This is a genomic window from Rhizobium sp. Root483D2 (assembly GCF_001426685.1).
GTDB lineage: Bacteria > Pseudomonadota > Alphaproteobacteria > Rhizobiales > Rhizobiaceae > Pararhizobium > Pararhizobium qamdonense.
The window spans coordinates 459,617-477,139 of the sequence record NZ_LMFB01000009.1 but is presented as its reverse complement, the minus strand read 5'-3'; the positions used below and the strand labels follow the sequence as shown (position 1 = coordinate 477,139).

Annotated in this window: 19 protein-coding genes; 6 read left to right on the top strand and 13 right to left on the bottom strand. The window is 59.0% G+C overall.

Annotated elements, in window-relative coordinates; all coding sequences use genetic code 11:
• Nucleotides 1-244 precede the first annotated feature (244 nt).
• From ASD32_RS08790 to ASD32_RS08750, 9 genes are all read right to left on the bottom strand, one after another.
• Nucleotides 245-1,327 carry an NAD/NADP-dependent octopine/nopaline dehydrogenase family protein gene (locus ASD32_RS08790; RefSeq protein ID WP_082546705.1) on the bottom strand — a complete coding sequence of 361 codons (1,083 nt, stop codon included), beginning with the start codon at nucleotides 1,325-1,327 and terminating at the stop codon, nucleotides 245-247.
• A 49-nt stretch (nucleotides 1,328-1,376) separates the two neighbouring features.
• Nucleotides 1,377-1,991 carry an XRE family transcriptional regulator gene (locus ASD32_RS08785; RefSeq protein ID WP_082546701.1) on the bottom strand — a complete coding sequence of 205 codons (615 nt, stop codon included), beginning with the start codon at nucleotides 1,989-1,991 and terminating at the stop codon, nucleotides 1,377-1,379.
• 40 nt (nucleotides 1,992-2,031) lie between these two features.
• Nucleotides 2,032-2,607 (bottom strand): peroxidase-related enzyme, encoded by a 576-nt coding sequence (locus tag ASD32_RS08780; protein ID WP_060637607.1) that lies wholly within the window; start codon nucleotides 2,605-2,607, stop codon nucleotides 2,032-2,034.
• The gene (locus ASD32_RS08775) at nucleotides 2,604-3,110 is read right to left on the bottom strand and encodes a hypothetical protein (RefSeq protein ID WP_060637606.1); all 507 of its coding nucleotides are present in this window, start codon (nucleotides 3,108-3,110) and stop codon (nucleotides 2,604-2,606) included. The genes ASD32_RS08780 and ASD32_RS08775 overlap by 4 nt, the downstream gene beginning before the upstream one ends.
• A complete protein-coding gene (locus tag ASD32_RS08770) occupies nucleotides 3,107-4,615 on the bottom strand; it encodes an NAD(P)/FAD-dependent oxidoreductase (protein WP_060637605.1) in 1,509 nt (502 codons plus the stop codon). The genes ASD32_RS08775 and ASD32_RS08770 overlap by 4 nt, the downstream gene beginning before the upstream one ends.
• A gap of 94 nt (nucleotides 4,616-4,709) precedes the next feature.
• Nucleotides 4,710-5,795 carry an ABC transporter ATP-binding protein gene (locus ASD32_RS08765; protein WP_060637604.1) on the bottom strand — a complete coding sequence of 362 codons (1,086 nt, stop codon included), beginning with the start codon at nucleotides 5,793-5,795 and terminating at the stop codon, nucleotides 4,710-4,712.
• Complete coding sequence (locus ASD32_RS08760; protein WP_060637603.1) at nucleotides 5,795-6,589, bottom strand: ABC transporter permease; 795 nt, start codon at nucleotides 6,587-6,589, stop codon at nucleotides 5,795-5,797. Before ASD32_RS08760 ends, ASD32_RS08765 begins: the two co-directional genes overlap by 1 nt.
• Nucleotides 6,589-7,575, bottom strand: a complete 987-nt coding sequence (locus tag ASD32_RS08755; protein ID WP_060637602.1) for an ABC transporter permease — start codon at nucleotides 7,573-7,575, stop codon at nucleotides 6,589-6,591. Before ASD32_RS08755 ends, ASD32_RS08760 begins: the two co-directional genes overlap by 1 nt.
• A 148-nt stretch (nucleotides 7,576-7,723) precedes the next feature.
• Nucleotides 7,724-8,833, bottom strand: coding sequence for an extracellular solute-binding protein (locus ASD32_RS08750; RefSeq protein WP_060637601.1), 1,110 nt, complete (start codon nucleotides 8,831-8,833; stop codon nucleotides 7,724-7,726).
• Between the two features lie 521 nt (nucleotides 8,834-9,354).
• Here ASD32_RS08750 and ASD32_RS08745 point away from each other — a divergent pair.
• From ASD32_RS08745 to ASD32_RS08720, 6 genes are all read left to right on the top strand, one after another.
• Entirely contained in the window at nucleotides 9,355-9,714 is a 360-nt protein-coding gene (locus tag ASD32_RS08745; protein ID WP_244490133.1) for a hypothetical protein, read from the top strand.
• Nucleotides 9,715-9,801: 87 nt separating this feature from the next.
• Nucleotides 9,802-10,029: a hypothetical protein gene (locus ASD32_RS08740; protein WP_060637599.1), complete on the top strand. Its 228-nt coding sequence runs from the start codon at nucleotides 9,802-9,804 to the stop codon at nucleotides 10,027-10,029.
• Nucleotides 10,026-11,480, top strand: coding sequence for a TolC family protein (locus ASD32_RS08735; protein WP_060637598.1), 1,455 nt, complete (start codon nucleotides 10,026-10,028; stop codon nucleotides 11,478-11,480). Before ASD32_RS08740 ends, ASD32_RS08735 begins: the two co-directional genes overlap by 4 nt.
• 14 nt (nucleotides 11,481-11,494) lie before the next feature.
• On the top strand, nucleotides 11,495-12,844 hold the full coding sequence (locus tag ASD32_RS08730; RefSeq protein WP_060637597.1) for a copper oxidase: 1,350 nt from the start codon (nucleotides 11,495-11,497) through the stop codon (nucleotides 12,842-12,844).
• A 34-nt stretch (nucleotides 12,845-12,878) separates the two neighbouring features.
• Complete coding sequence (locus tag ASD32_RS08725; protein WP_060637663.1) at nucleotides 12,879-13,358, top strand: plastocyanin/azurin family copper-binding protein; 480 nt, start codon at nucleotides 12,879-12,881, stop codon at nucleotides 13,356-13,358.
• Between the two features lie 23 nt (nucleotides 13,359-13,381).
• Nucleotides 13,382-13,666, top strand: coding sequence for a copper-binding protein (locus ASD32_RS08720; protein ID WP_060637596.1), 285 nt, complete (start codon nucleotides 13,382-13,384; stop codon nucleotides 13,664-13,666).
• A gap of 69 nt (nucleotides 13,667-13,735) precedes the next feature.
• On the opposite strand, the gene ASD32_RS08715 is transcribed toward ASD32_RS08720, so the two are convergent.
• The 4 genes from ASD32_RS08715 to ASD32_RS08700 all read right to left on the bottom strand — a co-directional run bounded on the left by ASD32_RS08715 (nucleotide 13,736) and on the right by ASD32_RS08700 (nucleotide 17,181).
• Nucleotides 13,736-15,139, bottom strand: coding sequence for a DUF4360 domain-containing protein (locus ASD32_RS08715; RefSeq protein ID WP_060637595.1), 1,404 nt, complete (start codon nucleotides 15,137-15,139; stop codon nucleotides 13,736-13,738).
• Between the two features lie 62 nt (nucleotides 15,140-15,201).
• The gene (locus ASD32_RS08710) at nucleotides 15,202-15,792 is read right to left on the bottom strand and encodes a DUF4360 domain-containing protein (RefSeq protein ID WP_060637594.1); all 591 of its coding nucleotides are present in this window, start codon (nucleotides 15,790-15,792) and stop codon (nucleotides 15,202-15,204) included.
• 552 nt (nucleotides 15,793-16,344) lie between these two features.
• The gene (locus ASD32_RS08705; protein WP_060637593.1) at nucleotides 16,345-16,965 is read right to left on the bottom strand and encodes an alpha/beta fold hydrolase; all 621 of its coding nucleotides are present in this window, start codon (nucleotides 16,963-16,965) and stop codon (nucleotides 16,345-16,347) included.
• 27 nt (nucleotides 16,966-16,992) lie between these two features.
• Complete coding sequence (locus tag ASD32_RS08700; RefSeq protein WP_244490132.1) at nucleotides 16,993-17,181, bottom strand: hypothetical protein; 189 nt, start codon at nucleotides 17,179-17,181, stop codon at nucleotides 16,993-16,995.
• Nucleotides 17,182-17,523: the final 342 nt, after the last annotated feature.

The following is a 17,523-nucleotide window of genomic DNA, read 5'->3' as shown; positions in this document are numbered from 1 at the left end:
CTCGATCTCCCCCGCCTGCATCGACACGATCACCCGCTCGGTCTTGTAAAGACCGGAGGATTTTAACCCGGAAAGTTCGGTGGAGAGATGGGACAAAAATGCGTTGCTCATTACAGATGCAGCCTTGTTTGCGCCGGTAACGCTTGTCACGCACCAGCTTTGGGAATGTGATCATGTGCGATGATGGAGCGTCACTCTCCCCCCATCATCGCCAGTCTTCGGCCCTGTGCTGCCGAAACGACAATCAGGCAGCCGCGGCAAAGCCGTTTTGGCAGAGGTCCTTCAATGCTTCCAACGACATTGCATCCAGATCGAGGGCATTCAGAAGATCGTTCTCGGCGGTAAAATCGCGGCCATACATGGCCGAGAAAATCCGCACGCCTGCTTCGTGCAGCTCTGCCGGATAGCCAGCCAGGCGTCCGATCTTAGCCGTCATCACCAGGCCGAAGGGGACATCCTCTGTCACGTAGCGGCTGTCGGCCGTTGTCGGACCGCTGCCGCCATTGCCGGCGTCGTGCATCTCCTGGTTCATCTGCGAAATGGAGCTGACCGGCACATGGAACGACAGATGGAAATGCTGGAAGATGTTGCGCACATCAAGGCCGAGCTTGCTGGCGATCGCGATCCGTTCCTGGTCGAGCTCTTCCAGCAGTCGCCCGACATTGGGCGTGACATTCTGCCCTTGGCTCCAGCTTTCGCCCCGCTCCATGCGCGTCATATTGCCAAGCGCGATGCCCATGTGATTTTGCGGATTGAGGTTGGACAACGCAATCGCCATTAGGCTGCCGCGATCGAGAAAACGGTCGCCGAACAGATCTTTGCAAACGGCGAGACCCGCCGTGCTGCGCGAGGCCGGCACGGTTGCGATATCGACCTGTTTTCGCACCGTGTTCACATTGACCGATGTCGGACTGCGCTGCCGTCCGGACACTGCCGTCGTTCCCCAGGCAACGATCGTGGCAACGATGCCGCGCTCGGCGAGAAGGCGCGACAGATAAAGCGCGCCAAAGGAGGCATGCGAGCTGAAGATGACCGTTTGCTCCTGCGTCACGTAAGGCGCGATGGCGTCAAGCACGGTCTTGTGACCATAGGCCGGCAGCGCGATGACCAGCGCTTCGGCGGAGGCAACGAGTTCGGCGGCAGTGGCCGCGACGGCGGGGTGGAACGTGCCCTGGATTGCGCCCTCTGCGATCAGTGGCTCGCCGGCTGAAAGGGCTTTTGTGCGCTCGCCCGATGGCGACCACAAGGTGACCTTGTGTCCCTGCTGCTCGACCAGGACGGCCGTTCCAAAGGCGATCGAACCCGCACCAACAATACCTACCCGCATCATAACTTCCTTTTCTGCTCACTCTGTCGAACCGGCCAAAACCCGGTCATTATTTTGGACGTATCGATGTCCGCTGCGTATTGGGCGCGACATCTCCGGATGCCACCACCAGAAATGCCCCGGCGCCGATCGGCCCAACGCTTTTCAGCGAATGGGGGACGTCGGCGGCGTAGCGTGCCGTCTCGCCTGCCCGCACGATCATCGTGCTGCCTGCACTGCGCACGACGATTTCGCCCTTGGTGCAATGCAGATGCTCGATGGTTCCTGCCCCGTGAGGGTCGCTTGCCAGCTCGCCTTCGGCTTCGAAACTCAGGAGATACCATTCGATCAGCGAAACCATGTTGGCCGGTGACAGGATCTGCAGCGTGCAGGTTCCATCGGCGCTGCGGATGGTCGGCGTCAGATTGCCGGGCTGCAGATCGATGATCGATCCACCGCCGCGCTCCTCGCTGGCGCCACCGATCAGGCTGTTGAGATCGATCTTAAGCGCCCGGGTCAGATGCCAGAGCGTTCCATAGGTCGGATTGGCATTACCGCGTTCAATTTCCGACAGCATCGAGCGAGAAACACCCGACATTGCCGCAAGCTCCGCAAGCGTCAGATTCAACTCTTTCCGATAGGCTTGCAGGCGTGGCCCGATTTCGGGCGGATTGATGGACAGCATGCTTCTTCCCCCTTTGCCGAACCAGTACGCGCCGTGCCAATCAATCTTTGACCGGCTCGCCAAGTGTGTGCATGAGCCGGTTGGCCCATCCGAACAGAGATGTGGACAGGATGAGATCGAGGATTTCGTCCTCTCCCAGCCCGGCCTCCACGAGCGCTGCCATATCGGCTGCATTTGCCTCGGGAGGGCATTTGGAAAGTTTGACCGCAAAGGACAGGATCGCCTTCAGGCGCGGATCGATCTCGGCATCCACACCGTCTAAAAAGATAGCAGCGATGACATCCTCATCCTTGGTCAGCTGATTGTAGCGGCTGGCGTGAACTGCCGCGCAATAGATGCAGCGATTGACGATGGACGCGCCGACCGCGCCGATTTCACGTTCGGCGCGCGACAGGCCACCACGATTGTACATGACCGCGTTGAACAGCGGCGATCTGTGTTTCAGGGTTTCGACGTCATGGGCAAGAACCAGAACGTAATCCGAAACCTTGGTGTTGGACGGCGTGATCTTCAGCGCATCCAGCTGCTCGGCGCTCGCCTCAGCAAGATCGAGCGGGGCCACATAGGGCTTCCAGACCGGGATCTCGGTGGTGAAGTCGTGCACGATGTTGCTCATACCAGCCCCCGCATCAATTGCAGGCCAACGGCGACCCTGATCTGATAGCTGACGAAAGCGACAAGCTCCGACAGCCGTACGATATCGGCATCTGCAATGCCCGCCTCCTGCAGCAATTCGATATCCCGGCGCGTTGCGTTCTTCGGCGCATGTGCCACCAGATCGACATGCCGGATGAGCGCTTTCGCCCGCAGATCGCTGCCGCCGTCGAACCAGATGTCGGCCAGACGGGCGGCGGCATCAGGCGCGCCCGCCTTGTCGAGCATCGCTTCGAAATGGTCCTCAAAGGCCTTGTGGTCATTGATCTTTGCGATGCGCAAGGCCAGCGCTGCGCGCTCGGCATGCGACAACCCGCCGGGATGTTCCGGTGTCAGGGCGCCGTCATGCGTCTGTTGCGTCAAGCCCATGATATCGGCCCTGCCCGCCACCACGTTTGCCAAGGCGCTGCCGGGCTCGATGCCGGCGATCGCGGCAACCACGTCCTCATTTTCTACCATTTTCATGATCTCCTAAGCCTGCTTGCGGGCAGCGAGGCCGGCGCGTCCGGCAGAGGCGAGGCTGTCCATTCATCGCCGCGCAATTCGGGCGTGTCGTAATCGAGCAGCCGCTGCCAATATTGGTCGAAATTCTCGGTGTAGAGCTTGGCTGCAATCTCACGCGCCAGCCACGCCGCCCCTTCACTGATGCCGGGAATGTCGCCACTGACCTTGCCGAGACTTGCAGCCGCACCGGAATTGAAGCTGTGGATATTGGCAAGCCAGGGCGCCTGTCCGGGCTCGCGCTCAAGAAAGGTGAAATCATCGGCGAGATAGGGGAATTTGCCGAGATACGCGTTCTCTTCGCCCACCGGCGGGGTGTAACGGTCCTGCCATAACAGGATCTTGCCGGCATAACCGTCAAGCTCCTTGCGCGCCAGCGGATCGACGCCGAAGCCAGTCCCGAGAATGAGAAAATCGGCGCGGACCGCCTTGCCCTGCGATGTGTTGATGACAATTTCGTCGCCATCGAGTTCCGTCGTTTCGACGGCCGCGTCAAAATGGAACGAGGCGTTTGGATGCCGGCTGACGCGCATCGTCGATCCCCTGGGGGCCGGTGTCTGGGTGCGCAGCGAATAGTTCATGATCTGCCAGCGCCTGGCGTCATCCAGTTGCGGAAAGGCAGCGGTAAAGCCGAACGAGCCGATACCCATCAGTTTGTTGACGCAGGGCATTTCCTTGCGCCGGATAAGATGGCGCACCTCCGCCGCTCCCGCCTCAAGCGCCTCGGCGGCGTTATCGACGGCAGAGGCGCCGACGCCGACAACCACGACCCGCTTGCCGCGCAGGGCCGCAAAATCGATATCATGCGCGGAATGCGCCCAGTATTTTTGCGGCAGGTCTTTGACGAAGTCCGGAATGCTCGGATGGCCCATTCCGTCACGGCCGGTCGCCATGACGACCTTGCGGGCAAGCACCGATGTTTCCGTGGTGCCTTCGCCCGTAAGCGTCAGGCGCATCAGCTCGCCTTCCGGGAGGATCGTCTTGACCTCGACGCCATTTTCAACCGGCAGGGCGAGCACCTTGCGGTACCAGCGCAGATAATCCATCCACATCGGGCGCGGAATCTTATCAAGGCTGGCCCAGGCCTCGTTGCCGAACTGGGCAATGTACCAGGCGCGAAAGGTCAGCGACGCCATGCCATAGGCGGGCCCGGTCAGTTGCTTGGGCGAGCGCAGAGTTTCCATGCGGGCATAGGTCAGCCATGGGCCCTCAAGGCCCGGCTGATTGCGGTCGAAGATGCGGATATTCTGGATGCCGGCACCGATCAGCGCGAAACTGGCGACCAGACCGCACATGCCGCCACCGATGACGACGACATCGTGAACCGTCTCCCCGCCATCAGCGGCCGTCGGCACAACCCAGTTTGCCGGCGGATAGCACAGGCAGGCAAGATCGTCGCGCACACGCTGTTCCAGTTCCTGCAGGCTCTTAGCCGCAGACTGGAGCGGTGTCTGTACATTATAGGACATGGGTCTCACCTCCGCTGCCGATGGAACCCATGGTTCGCAGCGGCCGCCTTCCTGCCTTGAGACCCGCACCGGAAGCGATGCGGGCCGCCATTGCTCAATTCTGAGCGTGCCGGTCCGGAATGACCGTCGTGGTTTCGGGCTTCCAGCCCAGCCAGATGTCTTCACCGCTCAGTTGGGCGACATCGCTGGGATGAACCAGCGTATTGAGCAAGGCGCCACCGGCAACCTCGACCGTCATCGAGGTGTGATTGCCCTTGAACACGCGCTGGCGGATCTTGCCCTTGATGCGGTTGCCGCTTGTGGGCTCGCCCGCCGAGCAGTGGATCGCCTCCGGCCGCAGAACCACATAGAGATGTTCGCCATGCCGGGGCGCAAGACCGCCGGGATTGGCCGTAATGGTGACGCCGTTCCAATCGAGAGCGGCGACATCACCCTCGGAGCTAATCACCGTGCTGCGCAACAGGTTGGTCTCGCCGATGAAATTGGCCACGAAGACGGAGCCCGGCCGGCCGTAGAGCGTGTTGGGATCACCCATCTGCTCGATGCGGCCCTTGTTCATCACCACGATCGTGTCGGACATTGTCAGCGCTTCTTCCTGATCGTGCGTCACGAACATGAAGGTCTTGCCGGTCTGCTCCTGGATCGCCTTGAGCTCGATCTGCATTTGCTGGCGCAGCTTGGCATCGAGTGCAGACAGCGGCTCATCGAGAAGCAAAACGTCCGGATCCGGTGCCAAAGCGCGCATGAGCGCAACACGCTGGCGCTGGCCGCCGGACAGTTCCGCCGGCAGGCGATGGGCATAATCCTGCAGCTGCACGAGTTCGAGCAATTCCGACACCCGGCGATGGATGCGCTGGTTGTCGAAGCCTTTCAGTTCGAGGCCGAAGGCGATGTTCTTGGCGACGCTCATATGCGGAAACAGCGCGTAATCCTGGAACACGATGTTCACGTTGCGCTTGTTGGGCGGGACCCGGGTCACATCCTTGCCGCTCAGCATGATGCGGCCGGATGTCGGCGTCTCGAAGCCGCCGAGCATGCGCAGCGAGGTGGACTTTCCGCAGCCGGAGGGTCCGAGCAGCGTGACGAACTTGCCGGCCTCGATGCTGAGGTTCAGGTTATCGACGGCGACATGCTTGCCGTAGCTCTTGTTGACATTGTCGAATTGGACGACGGGTTCCATCAGCGGGTCCTCGCGCGGCGGGTGATAAATTCGGCGTACAATCCGACGGCGGCCGTAACCACCAGGACAATCGTCGCCATTGCGTTGATTTCAGGAGACATGCCGCCTTGCACCTTGGCAAAGATCAGCATGGGCAGCGTGGGACGATAGCCGCCAAGGAAAAACGTGCGGACGAAATCGTCGATCGACAGGAGGACGCAAAAGATCATGCCGCCAAACAGCGCCGGCCCCAGATAAGGAAGTGTGACGCGGAAGAAGGCAACGATATTGTCGGCTCCCAGATCCCGCGCCGCATCGACCAGATTGCCGGGCATGGAGCGAAGGCGTGTGAGTGCCATCACCACGACGAACGGCACCGCATGGACGGTATGGCCAAGGATGATAGCCGCCGTTCCCGTCGGCATATCGATCGTCGAGATGAAGATGCGCAACGAAATCGCCGAAATCATCCCTGGCACGACGGCCGGCAGGCAGGCGAGAGCAAAGATGATCGTCCGGCCGCGTATGCCGTCGGCGACGATCAGCATGGCAATCCATGTGCCGAGCGTGGTTGCGGCAAGCGTTGCGGCGGCTGCGATCATGATCGAGTAAAGGCAGGCCTCCAGGAACTGCTTGTCCTGCATCACCTTCACATACCAATCGAATGTCCAATCGCCGATCGGAAAGGCGACGAAATTGGCATCCTTGAAGCTCATCGCCATCATCAGGGTAAGCGGCAGGAGCAAATAGAGAATGAAGGCCCAGTAGAACGCCGTCAGCGTCGTGCGCGGCGCGTCGGAAACCATGTTGCGCATCAGAACGCACTCCTTTTCTTGCCGCCGACAAGGCGCATGAAGATCCCGGCCGCAATCAGGGCCGTCACCAGCATGATCAGCGCGAAGGCCGCACCAACCGGCCATTTGTCACTGGCGCCATGGAAGAAGCCGCTGATCGTTTCGGGAAACAATACGGTGTTCGGACCGCCGAGCAGCATCGGGGTTGCAAAGACGCCGATGCAGGTCAGGAACACCAGCGAACAGCCCGACACGATGCCGTCCTTGGACAGAGGCAGGATGATCCTGCGAAAGCGCGTGAACGGTCCGGCCCCGAGGTCGGAAGCTGCGTCCAGATACTGGGTGGGGATTTTTTCAATCGCCGAATACAGCGGCAAAAGCATATAAAGGCAGATCAGATAGACCAAACCGAAGCCGAGCGAGAACGATGTGTAGAGCATCGGAATGGGCCGGTCGATCAGGCCAATCTCACGCAAGAGCACGTTGACGGCGCCGCGATTGGCCAAAAGCATGATCACCGAAAACGTGCGGATCAGTTCGCCGGCCCAGAACGGTACCAGAAGCAGCAACAGCGCTTTTGACCGGCCTTCCGGCTTGACGATCTTGGCAACGTAATAGGCGACCGGGTAGACGACGACCAATGTGATGGCCGTTGCAGCCGTTGCAAAGACGAAGCTTTTGATCAAGGGCGTGAAATAAAGCGATTCCCGGAAGAAGATTGCATAGTTGGCCAGGGTAAAATGCGATTCCACGCCCGGCTGGATCGGGTAATGGGAGAGAAGACTGATCTTCAGCATCTGATAGATCGGGCCGATATGCAGCATGATCAACCAGATCAGCGGCACGCCGGCCAGAAGGATGACGCGGCCGACCCGCGACTCGACCGCAGCGCCCAGCGTATGCCGGTACAGTGCGGAATTGACGATCTGCGCTATGCGGGTCGAATATTTGGGTATGGACGCACCGCGCCCTGCCGCATCCCCGGCTATCGTGTTGCTATTCACCATCAAACAATCTCGGTTGGCGCAGATCGGCCTGTACCGCCGTCTTGCCGGCGGTCAGTCATTGCGCGTTGTTGGAGGCCGGTGGCCACCCCTGCCCGGAGATCACGCGAGTGCTCCGGAACAGGGTGGGGCCGATAGAGGCTTTGCCTGATTAGGCCGCCTTGACCTCTGCAGTCGCGCGGTCAATCATCTCGTTCTTCATGTCACGGTTGACCGACGAGAAGAAGATGATGCGATCGACCTCTTCCTGCGGCAGCGTGGACGCGAGCTTTTCACGGTCGTTGAGCAGGTCGCCAACGCCATTCATTGTCGAGCTGTAGCCCGACTGGCGGGTCATCGCCGCGCCGACATCCGGGCTCGCCAGGATTGCGTCGAGCAACTTATAGGCATTCTCGGCATTCGGTGCGTTGTTGACGACGTTCAGCGTGTAGCAGAAGCCGAACGTGCCTTCCTTCGGAACCGACAATTGAATCGGGTGGCCGTCCATGATGAGCTTGGCAGCCGGACCGGACCACGAATGCGCAAGATAGATATCCTCGTTGATGAACATCTGCTGCACTTCGGAGCCGGCATCGTAATATTTGCGAACCATGTCCTTGTGCTTGATCAGCAAGTCGCGGGCTTCGTTGGTGGCCTTCTGGGCGATGTCCGGCTTGTCGGCATAGGTGACGAAGTCGCCGTCATGTCCGAGATACTGCATGGCAATCGTCATGAAATCGCTGACGATGTAGGATGTCTGGCCCTTATATTCCGGGTCGAACATAATCTCCCAGCTCGGCGCTTCCTTGACATAATCGACGTTGCGGGCAAGGCCCTCATATCCGGCCAGGATCGGCAGGCCCCAAAGGTTGCCGTCGATGCGCGCCCAGGGGGCGTCCTGATAGGCGGTGTTGAGGTTTTTCCAGTTTGAAATCTTGCCGGTGTCGAGCGGCTGCAGCAGCTTTGAATTGATGAACTGCGAATAGCGGTGGCCGGCAACCGTCACGATGTCGGTTGAGGGATTGGCACCTTCAGCCGTCAGCAGATTGTACTGTTTTCCCTGGTCGTCGGTCAGGCGGATTCTGACTTCGATACCGGTGTCCTTTTGAAACTTCTCCAGAAATTCCTGCGGCAGGAACTTGTCGTAAGTGGTTACGTTCAAGATGCCGTTTTCAGCCCAGGCAGCGCGCGGACGGATAATATAAGGCGCTGCAAGAACAGCTGCGCCGGCACCAAACAGTTTCAACGCATTTCTGCGGGTCGTCGTCAACTTGTCACTCATTTAAGTTCCCCTTTTTTGATTTGAACTTGTCTCGAGTCTTCAATCCGGAATTGCTTGCGCTTTTGAACACGGCTTCGCATCAGCCACATTCGTGCGCGGTCATTCATAAATCTGTTAAGACAGGCCTCCCAGCCTTTGTCCGGTATATCGTATTCTGTATCCGGTAAATAGGAATTGATCTCTATACCGGATGATTGTCAAGCATCTTTTCAGTGAAATTTTAGGGGTATGTGACGGAAGCTCAGTTCACGGACAGCGACATGGCGTTTGGAAAAGGCAGAAATCGGTGCGCACTACAACTGAAATTGCTATAGCCATACGCCCAGTCGTTGGCCCGCTTCAACTTTGATCGACGACGGCTCTTGACCTTGCCAGTGTTGGAACCTTTACCAATGGGACGAATCGGAAAACGCCTGCCACGCTTATTCGGGCAAGGCTTTTCCCGGGGAAACTTTGGTCGAGACAGCTGCGGCAAGCAGCCGTGAAGCTTGGACGCGATGTATCGAATCCTATGCAGGACATTGCTGATTCTGATCAGACTGGCGATCGTCCTGTCGCTTGCCGGATATTCGTTATCGACAGCAACGGCGGCGATGCATGGCCACTCATCTGCTGGCGCATCGGCGCAGATGCCTCACGTCATGCAGCATGGTGACGTCGCCCAAATGAGCGCGCACGATCATCGTGAAACAGCCTCTGCCGACGACGACGCCTCGAAATCGGCCGAACAGGAATGCTGCAAGGGCTTTTGCATCGGTCTCGCCATCATCGCCTCAACCAACACCTTAGGTGCACCGGTATTATCGCCGATCCGTGAATTCACCGATGACCAGCCATGGTTCGGTGAAATCCATTCCCTGTACCGCCCTCCAAGTCTCTGAACTGGGCCGCCCGTCCTCACGGGCCTCAACGCGCTGACGTGCTTCACTGCCGGCAGCGCAGCAGATATCTCCTGTTCGGATTACACCATGAAACGAAAATTTCTGGTGGTCGCCCTGCCGCTCCTTGCGAGCGGTTGCGCTGCCACGTCACCTCCCGATGTCGGTGCTGCGGACGATCCCGCCAGCTCGCCGGCGCATATTCGTCCGCTGACCTACACCAGCCCCGTCTCCGGCTATACACATCAAAGCCCCGCCGATCCCAAGCCATGGCGCGACCAGAATGAGGCACAGGCTCCGCAGGGAGACGTGCCATGACCAAGCAGAAAATAACGGCAGTTCTTCTCTTGCCGCTCATTCTGAGTGGATGCGTCCAGGCGGCACAATATTCGCACGGCAATGCCGGATTTTCGTCGGTGTCCACGACAACGGCTGACGCGACGGGCAAACATACCGTCTGGATTCAGAACCGGTACGATGCCCAGGCAGCCGCAAAACAGGTCAAGGTGCTGCTGGCCAAGAAAAGCATCGACGCCGAGACGGCGGTGCAGATCGCTCTCCTCAACAACAAGGGTCTTCAGGCGGCCTATGCCGGTCTCGGCGAGGCGGCTGCGGATGCATGGCAATCGACCATGTTTGCCAACCCGATCGTGGGTGTAGGACTGACCGGCATCGGCACGCCGGGATTGGCGGTGTTTAGGTCCGTGGAAGGAGTGATCGCCACCAATATCGTCGCGCTCGCTACCCGGAAGAAAGCGATTGATAGTGCTGGCACCGGATTTAGGAGAGCTCAGCTTGGCGCGGCTCTGCAAACCTTGCAGCTTGCCGCCAATACGAGGCGGGCGTGGATCGCGGCAGTGGCGGCCCGCGAAACGGCCGCCCAGCTTTCCAAGGCGCAGGATACAGCCGATGCGGCATCGGAACTTGCCAAGAAGCTCGGCGAAACGGGTGCGCTGACGAAGAGCGCTCAGGCGCGGCATCATGTCTTTTATGCCGAACTGGCCGGACAGACCGCCAAAGCCCGCCTTGACGCGCGTCTGGCCAAGGAGGAACTGACACGGCTCATGGGGCTCTGGGGACCGGACATCGATTACCAGCTTCCCAACCGGCTTGCGCAGCTTCCCAAGGGGCTGATGACGCAGGATCAGATCGAGGCGCAAGCCTTGCAACGCCGGGTCGATCTGCAGATGGCCAGGCTCGATCTCGATGCCACGGCACAGTCGTACAAGCTGACCGAAGCAACGCGGTATGTCACCGACCTGGAAATTTTGACCGGTTTCGAGACAGAGCGCGAACCGGAGGACGGCGTGAAAAATGCCGATACGACGGGAAATATCGAGCTGGAATTTACAATTCCGATCTTTGACACCGGCAAGGCGCGTATGCGCAAGGCGGAACTGGCCTATATGCGCGCCGCCAATCTGCTTGCGGAAAAGGCCGTGAACGTCCGCTCCGAAGCAAGGTCCGCCTACCAGGCTTACCGCGCGAACTATGATATCGCCCGGCACTATCGCAACAGCGTCTTACCGCTCCGCGCTGATATCGAGGAGGAATCTCTGCTGACCTATAACGGCATGATCACCAACACATTCGAACTGCTCACCGACAGCCGCGAGACGATCAGTTCGGCCCTGCTCGCTGTCAACGCGAAACGTGATTTCTGGTTGGCCGAAGCCAACCTCGCGCCTGCCATTTACGGCGGCGGTGTAGGGGCAGCGGGCGGCGGACCGGATTTGGCAGCTACCGCTGAAGGCAGCGGCGGTCACTGAGAAAGGACGACGATATGTTCAACAGACGACAAATGCTGGGCGCCGGTGCTGCCCTGGTATCGAGTGCCGCATGGGCGAAAACCGCCAACATGGGGCTGCCGGACGCTGCCATGATGGAAACCGCGCAAACACAGACAGCGGTGCGTCCCGCCTCAGGACCGGATTACACCCCGGTCGTGACGCTGAATGGCTGGACGCTTCCCCATCGGATGGACAACGGTGTCAAGGAATTCCACCTGGTTGCCGAACCCGTCGAGCGTGAAATGGCTGAGGGCATGACGGCACGCCTCTGGGGCTATAACGGCCAGTCCCCGGGCCCGACGATCGAAGCTGTCGAGGGAGACCGCGTCCGCATCTTCGTCACCAACAAGCTGCCCGAACACACGACAGTGCACTGGCATGGCATGATCCTGCCATCCGGCATGGACGGGGTCGGTGGTTTATCGCAACCGCATATTCCCGCCGGCAAGACCTTTGTCTACGAGTTCGACCTCGTCAAATCCGGCACCTTCATGTACCACCCGCATTCGGATGAAATGGTCCAGATGGCGATGGGCATGATGGGGATGTTCGTCATCCATCCCAGGGACGAAACATTCATGCGCGTCGATCGGGATTTCGTGTTCCTGCTCAGCGCCTATGACATCGATCCCGGCAGCTACGTTCCGCGCGTCATGGAAATGACCGACTTCAATCTATGGACCTGGAACAGCCGCATCTTCCCGGGGATCGATCCGCTTGTGGTTGCCAAGGACGACCGGGTTCGCGTGCGTGCCGGTAACCTTACCATGACGAACCACCCCATCCATATGCACGGATATGACGTCGAGGTGACCGGAACGGACGGTGGCTGGGTCCGGCCCGAGGCCCGCTGGCCCGAGGTCAGCATCGACATCCCCGTGGGTGCGATGCGTGCCTTCGAGTTTGACGCCAAATATCCGGGTGACTGGGCGATCCATTGCCACAAATCGCATCACACGATGAACGCGATGGGCCACGACATTCCCACCTTCATTGGCGTCGATAAGAAACAGGTGGCGGAAAAGATCAGGAAAATCCGCCCGGAATACATGCCGATGGGAACCGCAGGCATGGCCGATATGGGGCAGATGGAGATGGAAATTCCGGAAAACACCATTGCGATGATGACCGGATGGGGTCCGCATGGCCCGATCGAGATGGGCGGCATGTTCTCCGTCGTCAAGGTCCGCGAGGGCATTGCTGCCGACGATTACAGCGATCCCGGCTGGTACGAAAATCCGCCGGGGACGCAGGCCTTCGAGTGGACCGGCGAACTTCCCGGCGCGCCCAAGGCGAGGGATGCCAAAACAAAGGTCACCCCCAAACCCATGAAGCATGGCTGAAACGCATGTCTGCAATCGATCAAAGGACGACATCATGAAAACCGCAATCATCGCGCTGTTTCTCGCAGCGCTTGCTTCTCCGGCCCTCGGCTCCGGTTCGCATGCCGGTGGCCACAGCGACACCATGGCTGTTGGCGAGCCCGGTGCGAAAGCGCAGGCCACCCAGACGATCCGTGTCACCATGAAGGAGACGGACGACGGCCGGATGATCTTCACGCCGGACCATTTTAATGTCCGGCAAGGTCAGACCATCGTCTTTTCCATCAGAAACGCCGGCAAGCTCGACCACGAATTCGTGCTCGATCAGGAAGACAAGGTCATGGAGCACAAGGCCATGATGGAAAAATTCCCGGACATGGAACATGACGACCCCAACGCAATCCGGCTTGCCGCTGGAACATCCGGCGAGATCATCTGGAAGTTCACCAATGACGGCACGTTCACGATCGCCTGCCTCGTTCCGGGTCATTACGATGCCGGCATGCATGGCAATGTGACTGTTTCCAGGAAATGACCTGCGTTCAAGGAGGAATGACGATGAAATCCATTCTCAAAATCACGGCAGCGGCCATGCTCGCCGCAACCCTGACATCAGACGCATTCGCTGCGGAATTCACCAGGGGCACGGTCAAGAAAATCGACATCAAGGCAAAGAAGGTGACGCTCATCCATGAGGAGCTGAAAGTGCTCGCCATGCCGGCGATGACAATGGTGTTCCGCGTCAAGGACGACGCGCTGTTCGGCAAGCTCAAGGAAGGCACAAACGTGGAATTTGTCGCCGAGCGGATCGACGGCAAACTCACGGTCACGGACGTCAAATAATCCACGATCGTGGGCAACGTACGCGGCAGGCTATACCGCCGCGTGCGGACGCCGGTACTCCATTGATCGTCAGAACGACGCCTTCAACTGGCCGCCGACATTCCAATCGGGCTTGTCCTGCTCGCGAAATGTTGCCGACAGCGACGTTTCGACCTTCCAGACATCGTCGAGCTTCCAGCCGACACGGCCGCCGATCGTTGCGAAGTTCTGATCGTCAGCGCTGCCCGAGACATCGCCGACCCAATCGACCGAGGCCTTGGCTCCGTTCTTGCTTGCAAACGTCCTGCCGATCGCGCCTGAGACTGTATAGTCCAGCTGCCCTCCGGTATCGTGGCTCCAGGCAATTTCGGCGCTGACGGTGTCGGCCTTGGAACGGCCGCCCTTCACCGTGGCTGCAAACAGATTATCGCCGGTCGCCGTTTCGCGGTAACCGTCCAAATCAAGCCAGGACCGGGTCACTCGGGCAGAAAAGGCGATTTCGTTGGCATCGTCGGGCGCATAGATCGCGCCGACACGGCCGTAGGCACTGAACAGCGATCCGGACACCGCACTTCCGGCAAACACCATGTCATCGTTGTTGAGGTAACTGCGCGACAGGTTGGCCGATACTTTTGGCGAACCCCACGCGCCGACCTCGCCAAACGCACGCCATTGTGCTTCCGGGGTGGTATAACGCGCCGCGCCCGCCAGAAGGGCGAGCGTATCGATGGAAACATCTGTCCTGTTCGGGTTCACGATCGCGGCACCACCGAGAAGGCTCACACCATTGCCGGCGTTCCAGCGTCCGTTGAAGCCGGCCGCGGCATCCGAGCTGCCAAAGGCGCTGAGGTAGCTGTCGCTGTCAAACCGCTGCGACTGGCCGAGCAGGTTTTGCGCGGTGTCCATCAAATCCAGCATGATCGACTGCCTCTGGCGCGCCAGCTGATCCACCGAATTTGTCACCGACTGCGCGGTGGTGAACCCGAGCCTGGCGAAATCGATCGTATCGAGAAAGAGACCTGCCTCAAGATCCGCCGCATCCAGCGGTCCGGTTGCACCGACGACCACCGATAATTCCAGCGTATCCGAGCCCGACACGCCGACGCGATTGCCCACGGAAACGTCATCCTCCAGCGGACCGGTGATCTGATGGTTCAGGACCGTCTTGCCATCCTGTTGCGCGACGATAGTGGCTGTCTGCCCATCCTGCGTGGTGACAAAGCCGCGATAATCGACCTGATAGACGGAATAGCCGCCAGGTTTGGTGACGGGAACGCTCAGATTGCAGGTGCTCGTTGCCCGCGTTGTTCCCGAAGAGCCGCCCGCTGCTGCGGAGAAATCATCGAACAGGAAACTGGTCGCATTGCCATCCGGCGACGTCACACTCGAAAACGTGCCATCAGCGCAGCCATTCGCCGCATGCGCCTGACTGCCAGCAGCGTTCAAAAGTGCAAGGGCAAACAAGTTTACAGTCAGATAAACGGGGGGACGCATGACAATTAACCCTCATAAAAACAGGGGGGCAGCATCAAGCTGCTGCCCCGATCCGCCTCGTATTAGCGGCAGGTGCGCCACTGCAGCTGATAGACGATGGCAGCTTTCACGTCCTGCGTATCGACAGTTGCCATGGCCTCCTGGTTTTTCGAGGTGTTGACGCGAATGCTGGAATTCGTCCGCAGGTTCACGTCCTCGCCGCAAGCCGACCAGATCAGCGAATCGGCCACCAGCTTGTTGGAGATCAGGTAATCCTTTTCCTTCGGGCCGGTGAATGTCTGGGCAAAGGACGGGCCGCGGGTACCGGCAAAGAAATATTCGACGTTGAATTGCGAACGTGCGCCGCGTGGCAGCTGATTGAACCCGCGGTAGTCGATCGCCAGGACCGAGACGCTGCGGCCTTGCGGGACATGCACGGGAATAGCGACATTGCAGGTCTTGCGATCGAACGATTTGCCCGTCTCGCCACCGGCTTCAACGACATAGTTGTCAAACAGCAGGCTGAGCGCTTTTCCATCCGGGCTGATTGTCGCCGACACGCTGTCTGAGGGGCAGCCGCTACCGCCATAGCCTGGAACGCCAAGGGAGATGTCGTCTGCATACGCCGTGGAGGCAACGAACAGGGATGCGAATAAGATACCGATAGCCTTCATGTGATTTCCTCGGTGTTGAAAACGAAGCGACTGCTTCGCCTTAGAAATAGGGGTGCTGATCTGAACCTTTGATGAGCACTGCGTTCATCTAGAAGTCATTTAGCAAAGGTCTATGTCTAAGAACGCCTGATTAATAAACTTTTAAGCAAACACGACGGAAAGCGTGCCGTTCGAAGGCAAAACTATGGCACGCATTTCGTCCAGACCGCGCTCATGAAACGCGGCGTCACTTTTCTACAACCATGAGGAATGCGGGAGGAAAAGCATGCAAAAAACGATGATGATCTGCCGGGCCTTTGCAATCGTTGCCGCGATGGGATTTGTCGCCACGGGTTGCTCGACAGACAGGCCGGCCGTGTCCGGAAAGTCCCATGCACCATCCGCCCAACTACTCGAACATCAACGCAAGCAAAGAATCCGGTTTGAGGAGGGAAATTACAAACGGCTCTATCGGCCAAAGACCTGCCAGGGCCGGGTAAATTGCGGGCGTTGAGCCGAAACTGAAATGGGGGATTGCGGCACCAAGCGTGGCAGGAGATATAACAACACGCCTCAGTGCGTCATGCCGGATTTAATCGCCTCGACCGCAAGCGCTTCGCCGCCTTGAGACTGTGAAATATCATACTGTCTGCGCGCCTTGGTTTTCATTTTCAACAGCGAGAGCAATTCGTAGCCTCCGGTCCATCGGCCAAACCCGCTTTCAATATTGATATGCCCGGCCGGGCCAAGATTTCTGACCTGCGTCTTCCACAGACGGCCGTAAAGTGACAGGCTTTCGAGCGGCATATAGATATCGTTCAGGCTTCCGACCGTGATTGTTGGAAAAGGCAGAACGCGGGTTGGCATCCGGCCGAAGTGGATGGCGCCGGGATGGAGATTTTCGGTGGTGGAGAGATCGCAGGGTGCAACCAGCAAGGCGCCCTTGATCAGCTTTGCCGCCGGCCGGTCGACGCATTTGGCGGCCAGCAGACAGCCAAGGCTATGGGCAACGATATAGGCCGGCCCTTCCTGAACAAGCACCTCTTCTAGGCGCTGCGTCCACGCCTCAACCCTTGGGGCTTTCCAGTCGTCCTGCTCGACCAAACGGCTTTGCGCATCGTCCTTCAGCCAATATCGCTGCCAATGTCCGTCATCGGAGCCGTTCAATCCGGGCAAGATCAGGGTAGGCATCATGTCATTGCTCCTCACCGCGCACCACCGTCAGCTCTGGAAAGAGCGTGACCGCTCCAACGCGGAGATTTCGTCCGAAATTTCGGAGATGCGCGCGCGCAGATCACGCCGCTCGCGGTAGCCCATTCCGCATAAACCTGCATCATTCAGATCCAATTTTGCTTCCAGTTGATCCCTCATGTTTTGAAGGCGGTCGAAATGTCTCAGCAGGCTCATCATGTCCTCACATCGCAGTGCGAAATCCCTTGAACAGTCGGTCAGGGCCGAGGGAGCATTATTGTCTATAAAACGAGTAGACAAAAGAAACCGCAAACTATTCGTGACCGCCGTTGCGGAAATTCGAGGCTGACGGTCATGGAGCAGAGGGAAAAACGCGTCTGGCAACTTAAGTGGTCAACCTTCCGCCCGGCATGAGCCGCGGCGTGGCACCAAGACCGCCACACGGTAGGCATCTCCCGGTCGCCGCACGGGTAAACGTTAGAAAGATTGTTTCACCACGGGTAAAAAAATGCGGCTTGGGATCGGACTTTGGGCAATTTGTTTAATTTCCAGGCAGCGGCA

Bases quoted from the DNA above. Each gene is read 5' to 3' on its own strand.
- ASD32_RS08700 (WP_244490132.1), bottom strand. From the start codon at position 17,181: ATGATGAGCCTGCTGAGACATTTCGACCGCCTTCAAAACATGAGGGAT.
- ASD32_RS08710 (WP_060637594.1), bottom strand. From the start codon at position 15,792: ATGAAGGCTATCGGTATCTTATTCGCATCCCTGTTCGTTGCCTCCACG.
- ASD32_RS08750 (WP_060637601.1), bottom strand. From the start codon at position 8,833: ATGAGTGACAAGTTGACGACGACCCGCAGAAATGCGTTGAAACTGTTT.
- ASD32_RS08770 (WP_060637605.1), bottom strand. From the start codon at position 4,615: ATGTCCTATAATGTACAGACACCGCTCCAGTCTGCGGCTAAGAGCCTG.
- ASD32_RS08715 (WP_060637595.1), bottom strand. From the start codon at position 15,139: ATGCGTCCCCCCGTTTATCTGACTGTAAACTTGTTTGCCCTTGCACTT.
- ASD32_RS08720 (WP_060637596.1), top strand. From the start codon at position 13,382: ATGAAATCCATTCTCAAAATCACGGCAGCGGCCATGCTCGCCGCAACC.
- ASD32_RS08785 (WP_082546701.1), bottom strand. From the start codon at position 1,991: ATGCTGTCCATCAATCCGCCCGAAATCGGGCCACGCCTGCAAGCCTAT.
- ASD32_RS08740 (WP_060637599.1), top strand. From the start codon at position 9,802: ATGAAACGAAAATTTCTGGTGGTCGCCCTGCCGCTCCTTGCGAGCGGT.
- ASD32_RS08735 (WP_060637598.1), top strand. From the start codon at position 10,026: ATGACCAAGCAGAAAATAACGGCAGTTCTTCTCTTGCCGCTCATTCTG.
- ASD32_RS08790 (WP_082546705.1), bottom strand. From the start codon at position 1,327: ATGCGGGTAGGTATTGTTGGTGCGGGTTCGATCGCCTTTGGAACGGCC.
- ASD32_RS08775 (WP_060637606.1), bottom strand. From the start codon at position 3,110: ATGAAAATGGTAGAAAATGAGGACGTGGTTGCCGCGATCGCCGGCATC.
- ASD32_RS08755 (WP_060637602.1), bottom strand. From the start codon at position 7,575: ATGGTGAATAGCAACACGATAGCCGGGGATGCGGCAGGGCGCGGTGCG.
- ASD32_RS08730 (WP_060637597.1), top strand. From the start codon at position 11,495: ATGTTCAACAGACGACAAATGCTGGGCGCCGGTGCTGCCCTGGTATCG.
- ASD32_RS08780 (WP_060637607.1), bottom strand. From the start codon at position 2,607: ATGAGCAACATCGTGCACGACTTCACCACCGAGATCCCGGTCTGGAAG.
- ASD32_RS08705 (WP_060637593.1), bottom strand. From the start codon at position 16,965: ATGATGCCTACCCTGATCTTGCCCGGATTGAACGGCTCCGATGACGGA.
- ASD32_RS08765 (WP_060637604.1), bottom strand. From the start codon at position 5,795: ATGGAACCCGTCGTCCAATTCGACAATGTCAACAAGAGCTACGGCAAG.
- ASD32_RS08760 (WP_060637603.1), bottom strand. From the start codon at position 6,589: ATGCGCAACATGGTTTCCGACGCGCCGCGCACGACGCTGACGGCGTTC.
- ASD32_RS08725 (WP_060637663.1), top strand. From the start codon at position 12,879: ATGAAAACCGCAATCATCGCGCTGTTTCTCGCAGCGCTTGCTTCTCCG.